This is a genomic window from Azospirillum ramasamyi, from assembly GCF_003233655.1.
Classification (GTDB): domain Bacteria; phylum Pseudomonadota; class Alphaproteobacteria; order Azospirillales; family Azospirillaceae; genus Azospirillum; species Azospirillum ramasamyi.
Map to the genome: position 1 here is coordinate 2,121,306 of NZ_CP029829.1, position 17,148 is coordinate 2,138,453.

17 protein-coding genes are annotated in these 17,148 nt (G+C 70.5%); 8 read left to right on the plus strand and 9 right to left on the minus strand.

What is annotated here, in order from left to right; genetic code table 11:
* The first annotated feature begins 3 nt into the window (after positions 1–3).
* The gene (locus DM194_RS09890; RefSeq protein WP_111067164.1) at positions 4–699 is read left to right on the plus strand and encodes a helix-turn-helix transcriptional regulator; all 696 of its coding nucleotides are present in this window, start codon (positions 4–6) and stop codon (positions 697–699) included.
* A gap of 17 nt (positions 700–716) precedes the next feature.
* Here DM194_RS09890 and DM194_RS09895 read toward each other — a convergent pair whose 3' ends face one another.
* Positions 717–1,172, minus strand: coding sequence for a DUF2141 domain-containing protein (locus tag DM194_RS09895; protein ID WP_211110587.1), 456 nt, complete (start codon positions 1,170–1,172; stop codon positions 717–719).
* A gap of 45 nt (positions 1,173–1,217) precedes the next feature.
* Here DM194_RS09895 and DM194_RS09900 point away from each other — a divergent pair, with 45 nt between their 5' ends.
* Positions 1,218–2,066 (plus strand): LytTR family DNA-binding domain-containing protein, encoded by an 849-nt coding sequence (locus DM194_RS09900; RefSeq protein WP_246024175.1) that lies wholly within the window; start codon positions 1,218–1,220, stop codon positions 2,064–2,066.
* Positions 2,067–2,175: 109 nt separating this feature from the next.
* Here the strand turns inward: DM194_RS09900 and DM194_RS09905 are convergent, their stop codons facing one another.
* Positions 2,176–3,195, minus strand: a complete 1,020-nt coding sequence (locus DM194_RS09905; RefSeq protein WP_111067166.1) for an NAD(P)H-dependent glycerol-3-phosphate dehydrogenase — start codon at positions 3,193–3,195, stop codon at positions 2,176–2,178.
* Between the two features lie 91 nt (positions 3,196–3,286).
* Complete coding sequence (tsaD, locus tag DM194_RS09910; RefSeq protein ID WP_111067167.1) at positions 3,287–4,360, minus strand: tRNA (adenosine(37)-N6)-threonylcarbamoyltransferase complex transferase subunit TsaD; 1,074 nt, start codon at positions 4,358–4,360, stop codon at positions 3,287–3,289.
* A 159-nt stretch (positions 4,361–4,519) separates the two neighbouring features.
* Here tsaD and hemC point away from each other — a divergent pair, with 159 nt between their 5' ends.
* From hemC to DM194_RS09930, 4 genes are all read left to right on the plus strand, one after another.
* Positions 4,520–5,458 (plus strand): hydroxymethylbilane synthase, encoded by a 939-nt coding sequence (hemC, locus tag DM194_RS09915; protein WP_111067168.1) that lies wholly within the window; start codon positions 4,520–4,522, stop codon positions 5,456–5,458.
* A gap of 25 nt (positions 5,459–5,483) precedes the next feature.
* Positions 5,484–6,254 (plus strand): uroporphyrinogen-III synthase, encoded by a 771-nt coding sequence (locus DM194_RS09920; RefSeq protein ID WP_111067169.1) that lies wholly within the window; start codon positions 5,484–5,486, stop codon positions 6,252–6,254.
* 136 nt (positions 6,255–6,390) lie between these two features.
* Complete coding sequence (locus tag DM194_RS09925) at positions 6,391–8,286, plus strand: mitofilin family membrane protein (protein ID WP_111067170.1); 1,896 nt, start codon at positions 6,391–6,393, stop codon at positions 8,284–8,286.
* Positions 8,283–9,632 (plus strand): heme biosynthesis protein HemY, encoded by a 1,350-nt coding sequence (locus DM194_RS09930; protein WP_111067171.1) that lies wholly within the window; start codon positions 8,283–8,285, stop codon positions 9,630–9,632. Before DM194_RS09925 ends, DM194_RS09930 begins: the two co-directional genes overlap by 4 nt.
* 161 nt (positions 9,633–9,793) lie before the next feature.
* On the opposite strand, the gene DM194_RS09935 is transcribed toward DM194_RS09930, so the two are convergent.
* Positions 9,794–11,746 (minus strand): right-handed parallel beta-helix repeat-containing protein, encoded by a 1,953-nt coding sequence (locus DM194_RS09935; RefSeq protein WP_111067172.1) that lies wholly within the window; start codon positions 11,744–11,746, stop codon positions 9,794–9,796.
* A gap of 245 nt (positions 11,747–11,991) precedes the next feature.
* Here DM194_RS09935 and DM194_RS09940 point away from each other — a divergent pair, with 245 nt between their 5' ends.
* A complete protein-coding gene (locus DM194_RS09940; protein WP_111067173.1) occupies positions 11,992–13,401 on the plus strand; it encodes an O-antigen polymerase in 1,410 nt (469 codons plus the stop codon).
* Positions 13,398–14,393: a glycosyltransferase family 2 protein gene (locus DM194_RS09945; RefSeq protein WP_111067174.1), complete on the plus strand. Its 996-nt coding sequence runs from the start codon at positions 13,398–13,400 to the stop codon at positions 14,391–14,393. The genes DM194_RS09940 and DM194_RS09945 overlap by 4 nt, the downstream gene beginning before the upstream one ends.
* Here DM194_RS09945 and DM194_RS09950 read toward each other — a convergent pair.
* The 5 genes from DM194_RS09950 to DM194_RS28430 all read right to left on the minus strand — a co-directional run bounded on the left by DM194_RS09950 (position 14,332) and on the right by DM194_RS28430 (position 17,043).
* On the minus strand, positions 14,332–14,913 hold the full coding sequence (locus tag DM194_RS09950) for an MAPEG family protein (protein WP_111067175.1): 582 nt from the start codon (positions 14,911–14,913) through the stop codon (positions 14,332–14,334). The two genes, DM194_RS09945 and DM194_RS09950, sit on opposite strands and share 62 nt — an antisense overlap.
* Before the next feature lie 427 nt (positions 14,914–15,340).
* The gene (gene pspC, locus DM194_RS09955) at positions 15,341–15,742 is read right to left on the minus strand and encodes an envelope stress response membrane protein PspC (protein WP_111067176.1); all 402 of its coding nucleotides are present in this window, start codon (positions 15,740–15,742) and stop codon (positions 15,341–15,343) included.
* Between the two features lie 145 nt (positions 15,743–15,887).
* A complete protein-coding gene (gene pspB, locus DM194_RS09960) occupies positions 15,888–16,115 on the minus strand; it encodes an envelope stress response membrane protein PspB (RefSeq protein ID WP_111067177.1) in 228 nt (75 codons plus the stop codon).
* A gap of 74 nt (positions 16,116–16,189) precedes the next feature.
* Complete coding sequence (gene pspA, locus DM194_RS09965; RefSeq protein WP_111067178.1) at positions 16,190–16,861, minus strand: phage shock protein PspA; 672 nt, start codon at positions 16,859–16,861, stop codon at positions 16,190–16,192.
* Positions 16,862–16,878: 17 nt separating this feature from the next.
* Positions 16,879–17,043, minus strand: coding sequence for a hypothetical protein (locus DM194_RS28430; protein ID WP_176581380.1), 165 nt, complete (start codon positions 17,041–17,043; stop codon positions 16,879–16,881).
* Between the last annotated feature and the right edge of the window lie 105 nt (positions 17,044–17,148).

Here is a 17,148-nt window from a genome sequence, read left to right on the forward strand (position 1 = left end):
GCCATGCGCCGCGCCGACCGCCTGTTCCAGATCGTCCAGCATCTCCGCAAGGGGCGGCTGGTGACGGCTGCCGAGTTGGCGCGCTGCCTGGAGGTGTCGGAGCGCACCGTCTACCGCGACATGCGCGACCTCGCCGCCTCCGGCGTCCCGGTGGAGGGCGAGGCCGGCGTCGGCTATCTGCTGCGCGACGGCTACGACCTGCCGCCGCTGATGTTCACGCGGGACGAGGTGGAGGCGCTGGTGGTCGGCGCCCGCCTCGCCCGCGCCTGGGTCGGCGGCGGTCTGGCCGATGCCGCCGCCCGCGCGCTGGACAAGGTGGAGGCGGTGGTGCCGCAGGCGCGGCGGCGAGAGCTGGCCGACAGCCGGATCTTCGTCCCCGACTTCTCCTTCCCCGCCCCCCTGCGCGAGCGGATGGACGTGCTGCGTTGCGCCATCAACGCCAGGCGCGTCGTGCTGTTCGACTACCGGCGCGAGGACGGCACCCATTCCGCCCGCGCGGTCCAGCCTCTGGGCCTGTTCTTCTGGGGCCGCGTCTGGACGCTGGGCGCGTGGTGCGAGCTGCGGGAGGAGTTCCGCAGCTTCCGCATCGACCGCATGGAGACCCTGATGGCTCTGGAGCGCCGGTTCGACGAACTCCCCGGCCGCGGCCTGGAGGACTATCTCGCCCTCTCGCACGAGGAGAGCTGTCCGCAGGGGTGAAGGCCGTCCGTGCCCCTTCACTCAACCAGCCTGATCTCCGTCGTCACCACGCCCGAGGCGCCGACCGGCACCGCATAGTCGTCGAATTTCGGCGGGCCGAAGCTGCCGCGGGCGGAGCGGCTGAAGCCGTGCGGTTCGGCGGGGATGCCGAACAGGCCGGTGGCGAGTTCCCCGTCGTTGTCCAGATCCTGGAAGGCGATCAGACCATAGCGCCCGGCCGGCAGGTCGGGGAAGACCGCGACCAGCTCCGTCCCCACCGCCGCGGCGAAATAGCCGGCGCGCGGCGCCTTCGCCGCCTGCGCCTCGGCGCTGTCGAACAGCGCGATCATCACCTTGCCCTGATTGGGCTTGACGTTGCGGACGGTTGCGCGAAGCTCCCCGGCGGAGGCCGTTCCCGCAGCGGCCAGCGCCAGCAGCGTCACCGGGGCGATCATCCTTGCAAAGCTATGCGCGAACCAACGGCGTGACTTCATTCCCCGATCCTTCCTGGCGGCTCCCGGCCGGCCGGGCAGCGCGCGATGCGTGACGCGACCGTGCCGGACGGCGCCGCCTCCACCCCGCCCGTTCCCTACGGGCGGCGCATGCTGCGCCGGCGCCTGCCGCTGCTGGCGGGTTCCGCCCTGGCATTGGCTCTGCTGGGGCCGTTCGGCACATTTCGCGAAATGGGGCTTCTCCCGCGTCTTGGCTACTGGGGCGGGCTGATTACAACCGGCTGGTCGATGTTCGAGTTGGTGGTGCTGGTCGCCCGCCGGGTCCTGCCGAACCTGGAGCGCACATGGCCGCTGATGCTGGCCGCGGCCTACCTGACCGTCTGCGTCCTGCAGACCCTGGCGGTCGCCCTGCTGGAAAACCGGCTGCGCGGCCAGGATTTCCTCACCCCCGCCGGTCTGGCCGAACTGTTCGGCTATGTCCTGGTCATCACCACCCTGGTGTCGGCCCTGCCGGTGTGGCTGGAATTGCGGGAGCAGGGCATCCTCGGCCAACTCCCGCCTGCCCCGCCCGCCCCTGCCATCGGCGGCGACCCGGCCGCACCCCGTCCCGCCCCCTTCCTCGACCGCATCCCCGCGAGGCTGGGGCGCGACCTGCTGGCGCTGGAGATGGAGGACCATTACGTCCGCGTCCACACCGCGCTGGGCAGCGACCTGATCCTGATGCGGATGCGCGACGCGGTGGCGGAACTGGCGGGCATCGACGGGCGGCAGGTCCACCGCTCCTATTGGGTCGCCGCCTCGGCGGTGACGGCGGTGGAGCGCAAGCCGGACGGCAAGCTGTCTCTGCGCCTGACCAACGGCCTGCTGGTCCCGGTCAGCCGTACCCACGCGCCCTCGGTGCGCGCCGCCGGCTGGACCGAGAAGGCCGTTTCCTAAAGCGAATTTGCATTCGCTTTAGATTGATATGACCTCACTCGCCGCTCTCACTTCGGCCGCATGAGCGGCCGGGACCGCAGTCGCGGTCCAAAGCGGATGGCAATCCGCTTTAAACCCCTTCTCCGCGGAAGGGACGGGACAGCAGCCCGTCGATGGTCTCGTCCAGCCCGGCGCCGCGGTTCAGGATGGCGTCGACCGCCGTGCAGATCGGCATGTCGACGCCCAGCTTCGTCGCCAGCCCGACCACCGCGGCGGCGGTGTAGACGCCTTCCGCCACCGACCGGCGCACCGCCAGGATCTCGGCCAGCGCCTTGCCCTCGCCCAGCGCCGCCCCCAGCGACATGTTGCGCGACTGCAGGCTGGAGCAGGTCAGCGTCAGGTCGCCCAGCCCCGACAGCCCCATCAGCGTCTCCGCCCGGCCGCCGAGCGCCAGCGCCAGCCGGGTGATCTCCGCCAGCCCGCGGGTGATCAGCGCGGCGCGGGCATTGTCGCCCAGCCGCCGCCCCTCGACCACGCCGCAGGCGATGGCCAGCACATTCTTCACCGCCCCGCCGATCTGCGAGCCGACGACGTCGTCCGAGCGGTAGGGCCGGAAGGTGCGGCTGCCCAGCGCCGCGACCAGAGCCGTGCCGAGCGACTCGTCGGCGCAGGCCAGCGTCACCGCCGTCGGCAACCCGCGCGCCACCTCCGCCGCGAAGGTCGGGCCGGACAGGATCGCCACCGGATTTCCGCCCGGCAGGGAGGCGGCGACCGCCTCGCTCATCAGCGCGTGGCTGTCCAGTTCGATCCCCTTGGCGCAGACCACGACGGGGGCGCCCGGTTTCAGCAGCGGCGCCATCCGCGCGGTGACGCTGCGCGCATGCTGGGCCGGCGACACCAGCAGCACCGCGTCGCAATCGCCGAGATCGGCCAGTTCACCGGTGACCCGCAGCGCGTCGGGCAGCGGCACGCCGGGCAGGTAATCGCGGTTCTCGCGGCGGATGCTCATCGCCTCCACCACCGCCGGCTCGCGCGCCCACAGCCAGGTCTCGCGCCCGGCCCGCAAGGCCGCCAGGGCCAGCGCCGTCCCCCAGGCGCCACCGCCGACGACACCGATGCGGTTGAGAGGGGAGGAGGGCACGGCACTCATGGCATTTCACTCACGCTAAGGAAACGATCACCAAAGCGATCACGCCCCCCTCTCCCTCTCCCCAGGGGGAGAGGGGATGTAAGGATGCGTTTCACGCCTTCACCCCTGCCCCGACCCCGGCGCGTCCGATCACCGGCGCGGCGGTGGGGTCCAGCGGCCAGCGCGGGCGGGGGGCGAAGTTCAGCGGGTCGCTCTCGCCCAGCCGGAAGCGCTCGATCCCGGCCCAGGCGATCATCGCCGCGTTGTCGGTGCACAGGCGCAGCGGCGGCGCGACGAACTGCATGCGCTGCTTCTCCGCCAGGGTCGACAGCCGGCTGCGGATCGCCTTGTTGGCGGCGACGCCGCCGGCGACCACCAGGGCACCGCCCTGCGGATGATCCTCCCTGAAGCGGCGGATGGCGCGGGCGCAGCGATCGGCCAGCACCTCCGCCACCGTCGACTGGAAGGCGGCGGCGAGGTCGTCGCGGTCGGCTTCCGAAAGCACGCCGCCCAACTCCTCCACATGCCGCCGCACCGCGGTCTTCAGCCCGGAGAAGGAGAAATCGCAGCCCGGACGGCCCAGCATCGGCCGCGGCAGCTCGAAGCGCGCCGGGTTGGCCGCACGCGCCGCCGCCTTCTCCACCAGCGGCCCGCCGGGATAGCCCAGCCCCAGCAGCTTGGCGGTCTTGTCGAACGCCTCGCCCACCGCGTCGTCGATGGTGGTGCCGAGACGGCGGTAGCGCCCGACCCCCTCCACCGCCAGCAGCTGGCAATGACCGCCCGACACCAGCAGCAGCAGGTAGGGAAAAGCGACGTCGTCGGTCAGCCGCGCGGTCAGCGCGTGGCCTTCCAGATGGTTGACGGCGATGAAGGGCAGACCGCGCGCCGCGGCGATGGCCTTGGCGGTCATCACGCCGACGATGACGCCGCCGATCAGCCCCGGCCCGCCGGTGGCCGCCACCGCGTCGAGGTCGCCGAAGCCGATCCCGGCCTCGTCCATGGCACGGCGGATCAGACCGTCCAGATGTTCCAGATGGGCGCGGGCGGCGATCTCCGGGACCACCCCGCCATAGGGCGTGTGGTCGTCCAACTGCGACAGCACGACGTCGGCGCGGATCTCGCGCGCGTCAGTGACGACTGCGGCGGCCGTCTCGTCGCAGCTCGTTTCGATTCCAAGAACGATCATGGCGCCAAACTAGCCGCCTTGGCCGTCCGGGTACAGGATGGAGTTTGCGCGCGGGCGGGTGCGGGAATGCGGGCGCGTGGAATTTGATCAGCCTCAATCTTATGTATGAGGGGTAGACGAATCCTTGCAAAGCTGCGCGGATCCCCTAGAACACGCCCTATGACGACCCACCCGCTCCGTATCGGGACGCGCGGCAGCCCGCTGGCGCTGGCGCAGGCCCATGAAACCCGCGACCGCCTGATCGCCGCCCACCCGCATCTGGCCGCTCCCGGCGCCATCGAAATCGTCGCCCTCAAGACCACCGGCGACCGCATCCTCGACCGCACCCTGGCGGAAGCGGGCGGCAAGGGCCTGTTCACCAAGGAACTGGAGGAGGCGCTGTTCGACGGCCGCGCCGACCTCGCCGTCCATTCGATGAAGGACGTGCCGACCCAGCTTCCCGACGGGCTGGAGATCGCCACCATGCTGCCGCGCGAAGATCCGCGCGACGCCTTCTTCTCCCGCGACGGCGGCGGTCTGGCCGATCTGCCGGCCGGCGCCGTGGTCGGCACCGCCGGCCTGCGCCGCCAGGCCCAGGTTCTTGAACTGCGCCCCGACCTGAAGATCTTCCCGCTGCGCGGCAACGTGCAGACCCGCCTGTCCAAGCTGGACGCCGGCGAGGTCGACGCCACCCTGCTCGCGCTGGCCGGCCTGCGCCGCCTCGGTCTGACCGACCGCATCACCGCCGTGCTGGAACCCGAGACCATGCTGCCGGCGGTCGCCCAGGGCGCCATCGGCATCGAGATCCGCAGCGATGACGCCACCACCCGCGCCCTGCTGGCCCCGCTGAACTGCGCGGTCACCACCGTCCGGGTCACGGCGGAGCGCGCGCTGCTGGCCGCGCTGGACGGCTCCTGCCGCACCCCCATCGCCGCGCTGGCGATGCTTGACGGCGACGACCTGCATCTGCGGGCCAAGGTGCTGTCCTATGACGGCCGAACCATCTTCCGGGCCGAACGCCGCGGCAAGGCGGCCGACGCCGAGTCGCTGGGTGCCGATGCCGGGGCCGAGATCCGGGCGCAGTTGCCGCCCGGTTTCTTCGCCGCCGCGCCGCACTGACCCCTCCCACCGGCAGGTTTTCCGTATGACGGGAAAACAGCCCGACCCCACATTCCCGCCCCGCCGTACGCGTCTTCTGGTGACGCGTCCGGCGAAGGATGCCGAGCCGCTGGTCCGCCGGCTGGAGGCGCTCGGCTTCGACGCGGTGGTCGAACCCATGCTGTCGATGGTTTGGCTCGACGGCCCGGAGCCGGACCTGTCCGACGTACAGGCCCTGCTGTTCACCAGCGCGAACGGCGTACGCGCCTATGCCAAACGTACGAACCGCCGCGACCGTCCGGTGCAGGCCGTCGGCGACGCCACGGCGCGGGCGGCGCGGGCGGCCGGATTCGAGCAGGTCGACAGCGCGTCGGGCGACGTGTACGCGCTGGCCGACCGGGTCCGCCGCCTGCTCGATCCGTCCGCCGGTACGCTTCTCCATGTGGCGGGAAGCAAGGTGGCGGGCGACCTCGGCGGCATGCTGGCAAGCTCGGGCTTCACGCTGCGGCGCAGCGTAATGTACGACGCCGTACCCGCGCTAACCCTGTCGGACGATACCGCGACATATTTGCGTACGTCGGCTCTCGACGGTGTGTTGTTTTTCTCTCCCCGTACCGCGGTTTCCTTTGTTAGGCTGCTGGCCGAGGCGGGGCTGGTCGACTGTTGTCGTACGGTCGATGCGTTCTGCCTCAGCCCCGCGGTCGCGGAGGCTGCCCGTACGTACGGCGACGAGGGAGTGACGCCGTGGCGAAGCGTACGGGTGGCGGCCAGACCGGAGCAGGACTCCCTGCTCGATCTGTTGCCGGTCGCCGGATAACCCCGGCGCGGTCCGGCCGTACGGCTTACACCCCGGAGTCATTCCGGGTGGGTAGGTCAGCCGTACGGGGGACGAGGGGGACCGGTCAGGGGGCTGTGACGTTAAGACGAACAACAGCGAACCGAAGGTACAGCCCATGACCTCTCGTCCAGGCTCCGATCGCCCCGGCACCGACCGTGACGGCGACGGCGCCAGCACCGGCAATGCGGCGGTCGACCGCATCGTCGAACGTTTCGGCGGCATCCGCCCCATGGCCCACAAGCTGGACACCCCGGTGACGACGGTCCAGGGCTGGAAGAAGCGCGGTGCGATCCCGCTGGCCCGCCATGCCGACCTGCGCACCGCCGCCGCCAAGTACCGCATCAAGCTGGACGACGCCGACCTGGACGCCGCCACCCCCAGCGAAGACCGGCCGACCGACGCGGCATCGGCCGCGGTCATCACCCCCGCCGAGACGGTTCCGGTCGTGGAGCCGGTGCCGACCGCCTCCCCTGCCGACACCATCCCCGGCGCCGACACCCCGTCCGCCGGGACCACCGCCGGCCCGGTGAACGAACTGCAGCCCTCCGACGCCCTGATCCCGCCGGCCACGCCGCTCGGCGCCACGGACGGCCTGTCCGACACGCCGAAGACCGAAGCGGAAAAGGCCGCGGAGACGAAGGCCGATCCCCTGAAGCCCGCCGATTCCTCGAAGGCCGATTCCTCGAAGGCCGCCTCCTCGAAGCCAGATGACGTCAAGTCCGACGCCATCAAGCCCGCCCCTTTCAAAGCCGATACGGCCAAGCCCGATATGGCCAAGCCCGTTACGGCCAAGCCGGCCACCGCCGCCGCGTCCGACGAGCCGAAGACGGCATCCGCCGCCTCGTCCCCGAAGCCGTCGGCCGGCACGGGCACCACGGGCAGCGCCGGCTACAGCCGCGGCGATTCCGAGCCGGCCCGTCCGACCATCGCCCCGACGCCGTCCTACATCGACGAGCCGCGCTCCGGCAGCGGGTTCGCCACCGCCCTGTCGGTGGTCGCCCTGCTGGTCGGCGCCGCCGCCCTGTCGGCGCCCTGGTGGGGTCCGGCCCTGCCCGGCTGGCCGTCGCCGGCCGCTCCCGCCCCCGCCCAGACTTCCGCCTCCGCCCCGGCCGATCCGGCGCTCCGCGCCCAAATCCAGCAACTCGTCGACCGCGTCGGCCAGCTGGAGCAGCGTCCGTCGGCCGAGCCCGGCACTGGCGGCAACGGTGAAACCGCCGACATCGCCGCGCTGACCCAGCGGGTCGACGCGCTGGAACAGCGCCCGGCTGCCGCCGCGCCCGACACCGGCATCGCCGACGCCCAGAAGGCGCTGGCCGACCGGCTGGCCGCGCTGGAGCAGAAGGTCTCCGCCGCCGATGCCGAGGCCCAGACGGTGCAGGAGCTGCGCGGCGAGATCGACTCGCTGAAGCAGCAGGTCGCCAGCGTCAACCAGGCGGTGACGCAGCGCCAGGATGCCGCCACCGCCTCCCAGGCGCTGGTGCTCGCCGCCGGCCAGCTGCGCGCCGCATTGTCGGGCGGCCAGCCGTTCCAGCAGGATCTGCAGGCGGTCCGCGCGCTGAACATCGCCGATCCCGCCGTGACCCAGCCGCTCGACGCCCTGGCGCCTTATGCCGCCAAGGGCATCCCGACCCGCGCCCAGCTGACCGACCGGTTCGAGCCGCTGGCCAGCGAGATCGTCCGCGCCGACATCCGGGGCGAGGGCAACAGCTGGATCGACTCGGCGGTGGGCAAGCTGTCCACCCTGGTCACCGTGCGCCGTGAAGGCGGCGGGGTCGTCGGCACCACCGCCGACGCCGTCGTCGCCCGTGCCGAGGCCGCGCTGAACGAGGGCAACCTCGCCAAGGCGGTGGAGGAGCTGTCGACCCTGCAGGGTCCGGCCGCGCAGACCGTCGGCCCGTGGCTGGCCGACGCCAAGGCGCGTCTGGCCGCCGATCAGGCCGCCCGCCAGCTGAACGACAGCGCCATCGCCCTGATGACCACCGCCGCCGGCGGGAAGGGGACGGCCCAATGACCCGCGCCCTCTGGTTCCTGCTGAAGGTCGCGGTCGTCATTGCGATCGCGATCTGGCTCGCCGACCGTCCCGGCACCGTCAGCATCCATTGGCTGGGCTACGCCGTCGAGGCGCCCTTCTGGGTCGCCCTGCTGGTCACGCTGGCGGCGCTGGGCATCGCGGCGCTGGGCTACCGGCTGCTCCGCGCGCTGATCCTCGCACCGCGGCGCATCCGCCGCCACAGCCGCGCCCGCCGCCGCGAACGCGGCTACCGCGCCCTGACCCAGGGCATGGTCGCCATCGCCGCCGGCGACGCGCCGACGGCGCGCAAGATGGCGCGCAAGGCCGACGGTCTGCTGAACGAGCCGCCGCTGACCATGCTGCTGTCGGCCCAGGCCGCCCAGCTGCAGGGCGACGAGCGCGCCGCGAAGCAGTATTTCGAAGCGATGCTGGAACGGCCGGAGACGGCCTTCCTCGGCATGCGCGGTCTGCTGACCCAGGCGATCAAGTCGGGCGACCGGGTGGAGGCGCTGACCCTCGCCCGCAAGGCGCGCGCGCTGCAGCCCAACACGCCCTGGCTGCTCAACACCCTTTACGACCTGGAGGCGCGGGCCGGTGACTGGGCCGCCGCCGAAGGCACGCTGCAGCAGGCGATCCAGTCCGGCGCCATCCCGACCGAGGAGGGCCGCCGCCACCGCGCCGTCCTGCTGCTGGAGCGCAGCTTCGAGGCGGAGCGCCGCGGCCGCGCCGATTCCGCCCTGTCGCACGCCCAGGCGGCGCACGACATGCTGCCGGGCTTCGTTCCCGCCGCGGTGCGTCTGGCCCGCCTGCAGATCGCCGCCGACCGGCCCAAGCAGGCCGCCAAGGTGGTGGAGCGGGCGTGGCGCAAGTCGCCGCATCCGGAACTGGCCGAGCTCTACCGCGGCCTGGTGTCCAGCTACGACCCGCTGGCCCGCGTCCGCCTGTTCCAGAAGCTGGTGCGTCAGGCCCCGGATTCCGCCGAATCGCATCTCGCCGTCGCCCAGGCCGCCATCGATGCCCAGCTGTGGGGCGAGGCGCGCCAGCACCTGAACCGCGCCATGGAGATCGCGCCGAGCCGCCGCGTCTATCGCCTGATGGCCGAGCTGGACCGGAACGAGCGCCATGACGAGGACGCGGCGAAGGACTGGCTGGCCAAGGCGGTCAACGCGCCGGAGGATCCCGTGTGGACCTGCGACTCCTGCGGGGCGGTCAGCCACAACTGGGGCGGGCTGTGCGGCCATTGCGGCGCTTTCGACAGCCTGACCTGGAAGTCCCCGGCGGTCCCCGTCCCGCTGATGGAGCCGACCGACATCCCCCCGGTGCTGGCTCGCCCGGCGACGGCCTAAAGCGGATTGCAATCCGCTTTGGACCGCGACGGCGGTCCCGGCCGCTCATGCGGCCGAAGCCCGACCGGCGGATGAGGTCATATGAACCTAAAGCGAATGCATATTCGCCTTAAGCACTCCGTTCACCGAAAGCCCCTCTCCCGACCCGGGAGAGGGGTTTTTCATTGCCGCATTCCCTCCGGCCCGACACGGTCCAGCGGCAGTTGCTTCAACGCCAGCAACCGGTCCAGCAGGCGCCCGCCGGCCGGCGGGGCCGCCGCCCTGGCCGCGCTCGCCGCGCCGGCGGCCGGCGCCACGGCTTCCAGCAGGGTGTTCTCGATCCGGTATTCGCCGCCGGTCAGGCTGACGACGAGCTGCTCCTTCGGCGAAGGTCCGGCCACCACGTTGGCGTCGGCGACGTTGCCATGCATCAGCCCGTTCTTGCCGGCGCTGGGCACCCATTCCAGCCGCAGGAAACGGTCCTTGGGCTCGGTCAACACGCTGATGTTGTCCACCACCCGGTTGTCGTCGCCGCCATGCAGGAAGATGGCAGCCATGCCGGTGTTCTCCAGCAGGTTGCCCTGCACGGTCACGCCGCTGGTCATGTCGTCCAGATAGATGCCGAATCCCTTGTAGCGCACCAGCCAGCGCCCCTGCGCATCGGTGGCGAGGCCGCCGGTGTCGCGGATGTCGTTGAAGCGGACGATGCTGCGGGTGTCGTTGCCGCTGCGGCCCAGCATCTCGATGGCGCCGGCATCGGCGGTCTGGCGGGCGTTGTCGCGGATGCGGTTGAATTCGATGGTGTTGCCGCTGTTCACCGTCTGCGGATTCCAGTTCTTCACCGAGATGCCGTAGCGCGCCGCCCGCCGGATGTCGTTGTGGGCGATCAGCGTGTTGTGGATGCCCGCCGCCATCACCCCGCCGCCGAAGAACCGCACCTCGCCCACGTCGCTGATGCGGTTGGCCAGGATGCGGTTGTCGCTGCTGCCCGGCGCCAGGGCGATGCCGGAACGGCCGAGATGCTCCATCCGGTTGCCAGACACCTCGCTGCGCGTGGCCCCGTCCAGCGTTACCGCGGTGCCGACCAGGGCGAAGCGGTTGCCGGCGATGCGCAGGCCGCTGCCGCCCTTCGCCAGCACGGCGCTGCCGTCCCACGGCACGTCGGTGAAGGTCAGCCCCTCCACCGTCACGTTGCGGGCGTTGTCCAGCCGGAGAAGATTGGCGGTCCTCGCCACCGTCAGTTCCGCCCGCCCGCCGTCCAGCCCGGTCGGCGGCTTCACCAGCAGCCGCTTCGCTTTGGCGTCCCAGGCGAATTCGCCCGGCCGCGTCAGGAAATCGGGATGGCCGAGCAGCCGCACGGTGGAGCCGTCGCGGTAGGGATACTGCCCGTCGGCGGCGAAGCTCAGCAGCCCCTTCGGGTCGGCGGAAACGACGCCCAGCAGATCGTCGGACAGCCTTTCGCGGTCCAACGCCTGCGCCCGCACCCCCGGCCCGGCCCAGGCGGCCTTCAGCACGCCCGGAGGCAGTTGCATCTGCCGCTTGGAGCCGGGACTTTTGGGATCGGATTGCACCGCCTTGGCCGGGAACCAGCCGCTGCGCGGGTCGCCGGGGGTGAAGTCGCCGCTGCGCGCGGCATCCAGCCGCCGTCCGTCGCCGGGAGCGCCGATGGCGACGTCCAGCCCCGGATCGCGCGCCAGCGGCGCCGACAGCACGCCGTTGGCCAGCCGCGCGCCGCCCACCGCCTCGCCGCCCGACAGCACCGGCTGTTCCCCCTCCACCGCGGTCAGCCGCAGGCCGGACAGCGAGCCGTCCACCACCAGCGGCGCCGTCAGCCGGTAGGTGCCGCCATGCAGCCGCACCGTCGCCGGGCCGCTTCCCTTGGCGGCGGCCAGCGCGCGGGCCGGGGTGGCGAAGGGACCGTCGCGCCCGTCCGCCGATGGCCGGGACAGGCGGCCGGACCAGCGGTCGTTGCCGGCGGGCGACACGTAGAAGGTTATCTGCGCGGCGGCCGCCGGTCCCCATGCGGCAGCGGGCAGCAGAAGCGCGCAGATCGCCAGGAGGCAGGCTCTCCAGAGCATGCGGTTCCAGAGATTGCTCGGGTGGCTGCCCGGGGGACCGGGGTGGGAACGGGGCATGAAGAAAGCTCCTCCGTTGCGGCAGACCATCCGCCGAAGGGGGAGACTGACCCAGGCCGACAGCAACCGGCAAAAGCGCGAAGGGGGTGTGCGGGTGCGAAGGGGCCACGCCCTCTGCACCCCTGCCGGGCCGGGACGGGACGTATAGGCTGGCTTTTCATCCTAGCCTGACCGGCCGGTCGTATCCGCTTGCCCGCGGAGCGTCCCCCGTTCAGGCGGAGCCTACAACCGGGGACCGTTTGCCGATGATCGAAATGGCGCTGATCGCGCAGGTCCTGGTGCTGGTGCTGGTGACCGTGGTGTTTTTCAGCACCGGCAGCGCGTCGATGTTCCATCCCCTGACGCTGTACCTGATCTTCCACGCTCTGGTCTTCGTCATGCGGCCGATCCTGGTCTACACGCAGAATTTCGACGACGTGTGGCTGTTCATGGGCTTCTGGCCCAGCCCGCAGGAATTCGTCATGACGCTGGTGGTCAGTTCGGTCGGGCTGGTCGCCTTCGCCGCCGCCTGCACCTGGGCCGGGATGGTCCGTCCCGACTGGACCCCGAACGGGGAGCCTGCCCCGTCCTTCACCTTCGACCGCGTGGACGTGGTGGCCTTCCTGACCACCGCGGCGCTGCTGGGTCCGCTCGCCATCTACTCGGCGATCCAGCGCCAGGGCGGCGCCAGCTTCGACGGCACCGGCGACGTGCAGATGGAGCGCGATCCGCTGACCGGCCAGCCGATCTACACCAACACCACCGGCTACATCGCCGAAGCCCATTCGATGGGCCTGCCGCTGACGCTGGGGCTGATCTGGATCTCCCGGTTCCACCCGCTGTCCTTCATCCCCTTCGGCGCCTTCGTCGCCTACCGGGCCTATCTGGGCTGGGGCCGCTGGGCGATCATCATGGGCATCCTGGGGCTGGTGCTGCTGTTGCTGTACCGCACCCGCACCAAATGGTTCCGGCTGTGGCATGTGCTGGCCGCGGTTCCGGTGATGGGGCTGTTCACGCTGCTCGGCAACAACCGCGGTGCCTTCCGCGACGTGCTGGCCGGCGACGCGCCGCCCTCGGTCCTGCTGAGGTTCAACGGCGGCAGCGGCGGCGGCCGGGCGGTCGACGCGCTGGCCGGCCAGGATCTGGCCAATTTCGACTTCCTCGCCTACATCCTGTGGGTGGTGCCGAACCAGTCGGCCACCTACACCTGGTTCACCCAATATCTGCAGCTGTTCACCGAGCCGATCCCGCGCATACTGTGGCCAAGCAAGCCGGTGGGCGCGCCGGTGAAGTGGGTTGACCTGAACGACTACGGCGTCTTCTACAACCTGACCACCTCGCTGCCCGGCGACGGCTGGATGAGCGGCGGCTGGATCGGCATGATCGTCACCATGGTGGTGGTCGGGCTGATCCTGGGGCGGCTGCACCGCTGGTTCTGGACCAGCGGGTTCCGCAACCGCTACGCCGTGCTGTTCTACTGCGCCTTCCTGCCGCTGTGCCTGCAATGGTTCCGCGACGGCAACATCACCATCGTGAAGTTCGGCTTCTTCTCGCTGCTGCCGATCCTGCTGTGGATCGGGCTGACCCGCGCGCTGCGCGCCTGGGGGATCCTGGAGGACGATCCGCTGCGCCCGGTGGTGGCGCCGCCCCATATCGCTCGAAGGGAGCCGTCATGACGCTGACCGTCAGCGCCGTCATCGCCACCTACAACCGCGGGCCGGAGCTGCGCACCGCGCTGACCCGGCTGATAAGCCAGACCGCCCCGCCGATGGAGATCATCGTCATCGACGACGGCTCCACCGACGGCACCGGCGCGATGATGCGGGCGGAGTTCCCCACCGTCCGCTATGTCCGCCAGCCGCACAATGCCGGGCTGATCCTGGCCCGCAACTTCGGCTTCGTGAACACCACCGGCGACTGCGTCCTGTCGGTGGACGACGACAGCTGGTTCGAGGATCCCGACGGGCTGGCCCGCTGCGTCGCCTATCTGGAGCGGAACCCGGAGGTCGCCGCGGTGGCCTGCAACATCGAGACGCGCGACGGGCTGGTCTATTTCCCCAAGGATGCGGCCCCCTTCGATGTGCCCTGGTATGTCGGCTGCGGCCATCTGCTGCGGCGCAGCGCCGTCGAGCGGATCGGCCTCTACATGCCGGAACTCTACCGCCAGGGGGAGGAGAAGGACCGCTGCCTGCGGCTGGTCGGCGCCGGCTATCGCGTCGTGGCGCTGCCCGACGTCATGGTCTACCACGACAAGAGCGAGAAGGGCCGCAAGCCGGGGATGGAGCGCTTCTACAACCACCGCAACGACCTGATCCGCGAGGTGGCGCGCTGCCCGTCCTCGCTGATGGCGTGGCGGCTGGCGCGCGCCTGGGCCGGCAACAGCTGGAAGAACCTGCGCCACGGCCCGCGCCTGACCGACCTGAAGGTGCTGCTGGCCCTGCCCCGGATCCTCCGCATCGGGCTGAAGCACCGCGCGCCGGTGAGCGTGGAGGCCTACCGCCGCTGGCTGCATCTGGCGAAGACGGCGGCTCCGGCCAGCGCGCCCCCAGTGGAACAAAGGCCGGCGGAAAAAAGGCCGGCGGAAAAAAAGCTGGTTGAGAAGCCGGTCAGCCCGGCTGGACCCCGCCCAATTGCAGCAGAACGGCCCAGCCCAGCACAATCAGATTGACGGTCAGCGTCATCGCCATGCCCGGTGCCCGCGCGAAGGGATGCACCAGATAGCCCGCCCAGAACAGCAGCCGCCCCAGCACGAACAGCCCGGTCGCCACCACCGCCGCGCCCAGCGAGGGCTGCGGCAGCGTCGCGACCAGGGCGGCCAGCGCCGGCACGAAGATGGCGGACTGCTCCACGCTGTTGGCCAGCACCCGTTGGGCTACGCGCTGGCCGCGCGATTCGGGATCCTCGATCGGGTTGAAGGCCTGGGTGCGCCCGCGCATCGCCATCACACCGACGACCATGCCGAACAGGACCAGCGCCGGCCAGACCGCCAGCCGCGCCCACAGCGCCATCCGGGCGCCGGGCGCGTTGACGCCCATCGGCGGCGCCACCAGCGACAGCAGCAGGGCGAACAGCAGCAGCGTCACCACCACCGACGCTCCGTTCAGCATCAGGGCGCGGAGAACCAGGGATTTGCGCCGGCGGGGACCGGGCCCATGGGGGGTGTCTTGGCCGAGGGTGCCGTCGGACATCGGGGCGGGGCTCCGTCAAAGGGCGGGGATTCGACAAAGGCGCCGGCCCTTCCCATCTGGAAAAGAGGGCGCCCGGTCCTTCCAATAACGGCCCAGCCCGTGATTTGGATCAAGGCCCGCCGAGCATGGCGCGCGTCCCATGCCGATGGGTACTGGGAGCCTTCCCAAGGGGATAGATGTTGCCAGCCTCTCTTTTCGCTACCATGTTCTAACCATCTGCATCACCATGTGGGTGAATGCGGGGATCTCGATGGTGGAGGGCCTATGATGGATCTCGTTCTGCTCGGTGGTGCGGTGGCGACGGCCGCGGCGTTGGCCGGTTTGATCGCCACGATGCCTACGCCGAAACCGATTCCTGTCCGCGTCCGCGACCGGCGCCGTCAGCGTCGCTGACGTCACCGGCTCCGAACGCATTTGTGCGGAATGCTCAGCGGTCCAGGTCGCGGATCGCGCGGTTCAGTTCGTATTCCTTCGAGGCGACGTAGGCCTCCATTCCGACGATCCGCTTCTCCATGTCGCGGAAGCGCTGCGTCAGGCCGGCGAGCGTCCGGTCTGGCTTGGTCGATACCGTCCGCCAGAACGCCTCCTCCTCGGCATCGCGATAGAGCTGCGCCGGACGCACCGGCAGCACCAGCAGCGCGATCACATAGGCGATGATCAGCGGCACCGAAAAGAAGAACAGGGCGACCAGCATCGCCAGCCGGACGACCCCCGGCCGCACGCCGAAGTAATCGGCGACGCCCGTGCACACCCCGCCCAGAACCCCGCGCTGCGGATCGCGATACAGCCGATGCGGATTCGGCGAGTCGTAGAAGGAGGTGCGGTCCATGGCGGCCTCGTTCCTTTCGTTCAGTTTCAGGTTGGTGAGGGCGTCGTGCGGCGCTTGCCCCTCCGGCTGCCACCTCCCCCGCCCCCGCCCCCGATCGGACGAGAGCAGGAAAGGGTTGGAGAGGAGGGGGCGTTCGCCAAAGCGCTCACACCTTGTTGCGCCAGTTCGGCGCCTCGGCGTCGAGCACGCGTTCCAGCGCATGGACTCGGGCCTCCAGCCGGTTGGAGATCTCCCACAACTCGGCCAGCAGCCGTTCGTCCTGCGCGGTGAGCCCGCGCTGCGCCCGCCATTTGGTGATGTAATGGAAGACGATCCAGACCGGCGCCACCACCACCATGAACAGCACCGCGAGGACGAAACCCAGGAACCCCATGGTCGTCGGGCCTTCTTGTTGTCGTGAGGGAAGCGGGCGGGGCGTCACCGCCCCACCCGGGCACCGGAGCACGGTCAGCCGTTGCGCCGTGCGGCGATGCGGGCCTTCAGCGCAGCCAGATCCTCTTCGACCTTGTGGGCGGCCTCGAGTTCCGCGATTTCCTCGGTCAGGCTCTTGGTGCGGCCCACGTCATAGGCCTCGACCCGGCCCTCCATCTCGTCCAGGTTGCGCTCGACCTGCTCGAAGCGCGACAGCGCCTCGTTGATGCGCTCGTCATGCAGGGCGCCGCGCAGCTTCACGCGGTTGCTGGCCGTCTGTGTGCGGGCGACCAGCGCCTTCTCGCGGGTCTTGGCGTCGGTCAGCTTGGCCTGCAGGCGGGCGATGTCCTCGTTGGCCTTGGACAGCGCGGCCTCGACCTGCACCAGCTGTTCGGTCAGCGCGTCGGCCTGCTCGGCGACCTTGGCCTTGGCCAGCAGGGCGCCCTTGGCCAGATCCTCGCGGTCGCGGGTCAGCGCCACCTCGGCCTTGCGGTCCCACTCGTCGCGCTCGCGGTGGAGGTCGGCGACGCGGCGTTCGATCTCCTTCTTCTCCGCGATGATCTTGACGGTGGAGGAGCGCACCTCGACCAGGGTGTCTTCCATTTCCTGGACGATCAGGCGGATCAGCTTCTCCGGCTCCTCGGCGCGGTCGAGCAGGGAGTTCAGGTTCGACTGCACGATGTCGGTCAGGCGCGAAAAGATGCTCATGGTCGGTGTCCCGTGTATCAGCCGATGATGGCGCCGGCGACGATGCCGGCGACGAAGAAAAGCCAGCTTTCGACCGGCCGTGTGGCGAGATAGTTGCGCACGCGCCGCAGCGTCGGGCGGCTCTGCGCGGTGTTGAATCGGTCGCCGCCATAGCGGCGGCGGAAATCGCTGAAGTCGCTCATGCTTGACCTCCTTGCCATACCGTCTCTATCGCAACCAGCGTGCCAACTCGGCCGAAAATCTGTCAAACAATTGAAATTAATAGATTTTTCGCCCTGGATCAGGCG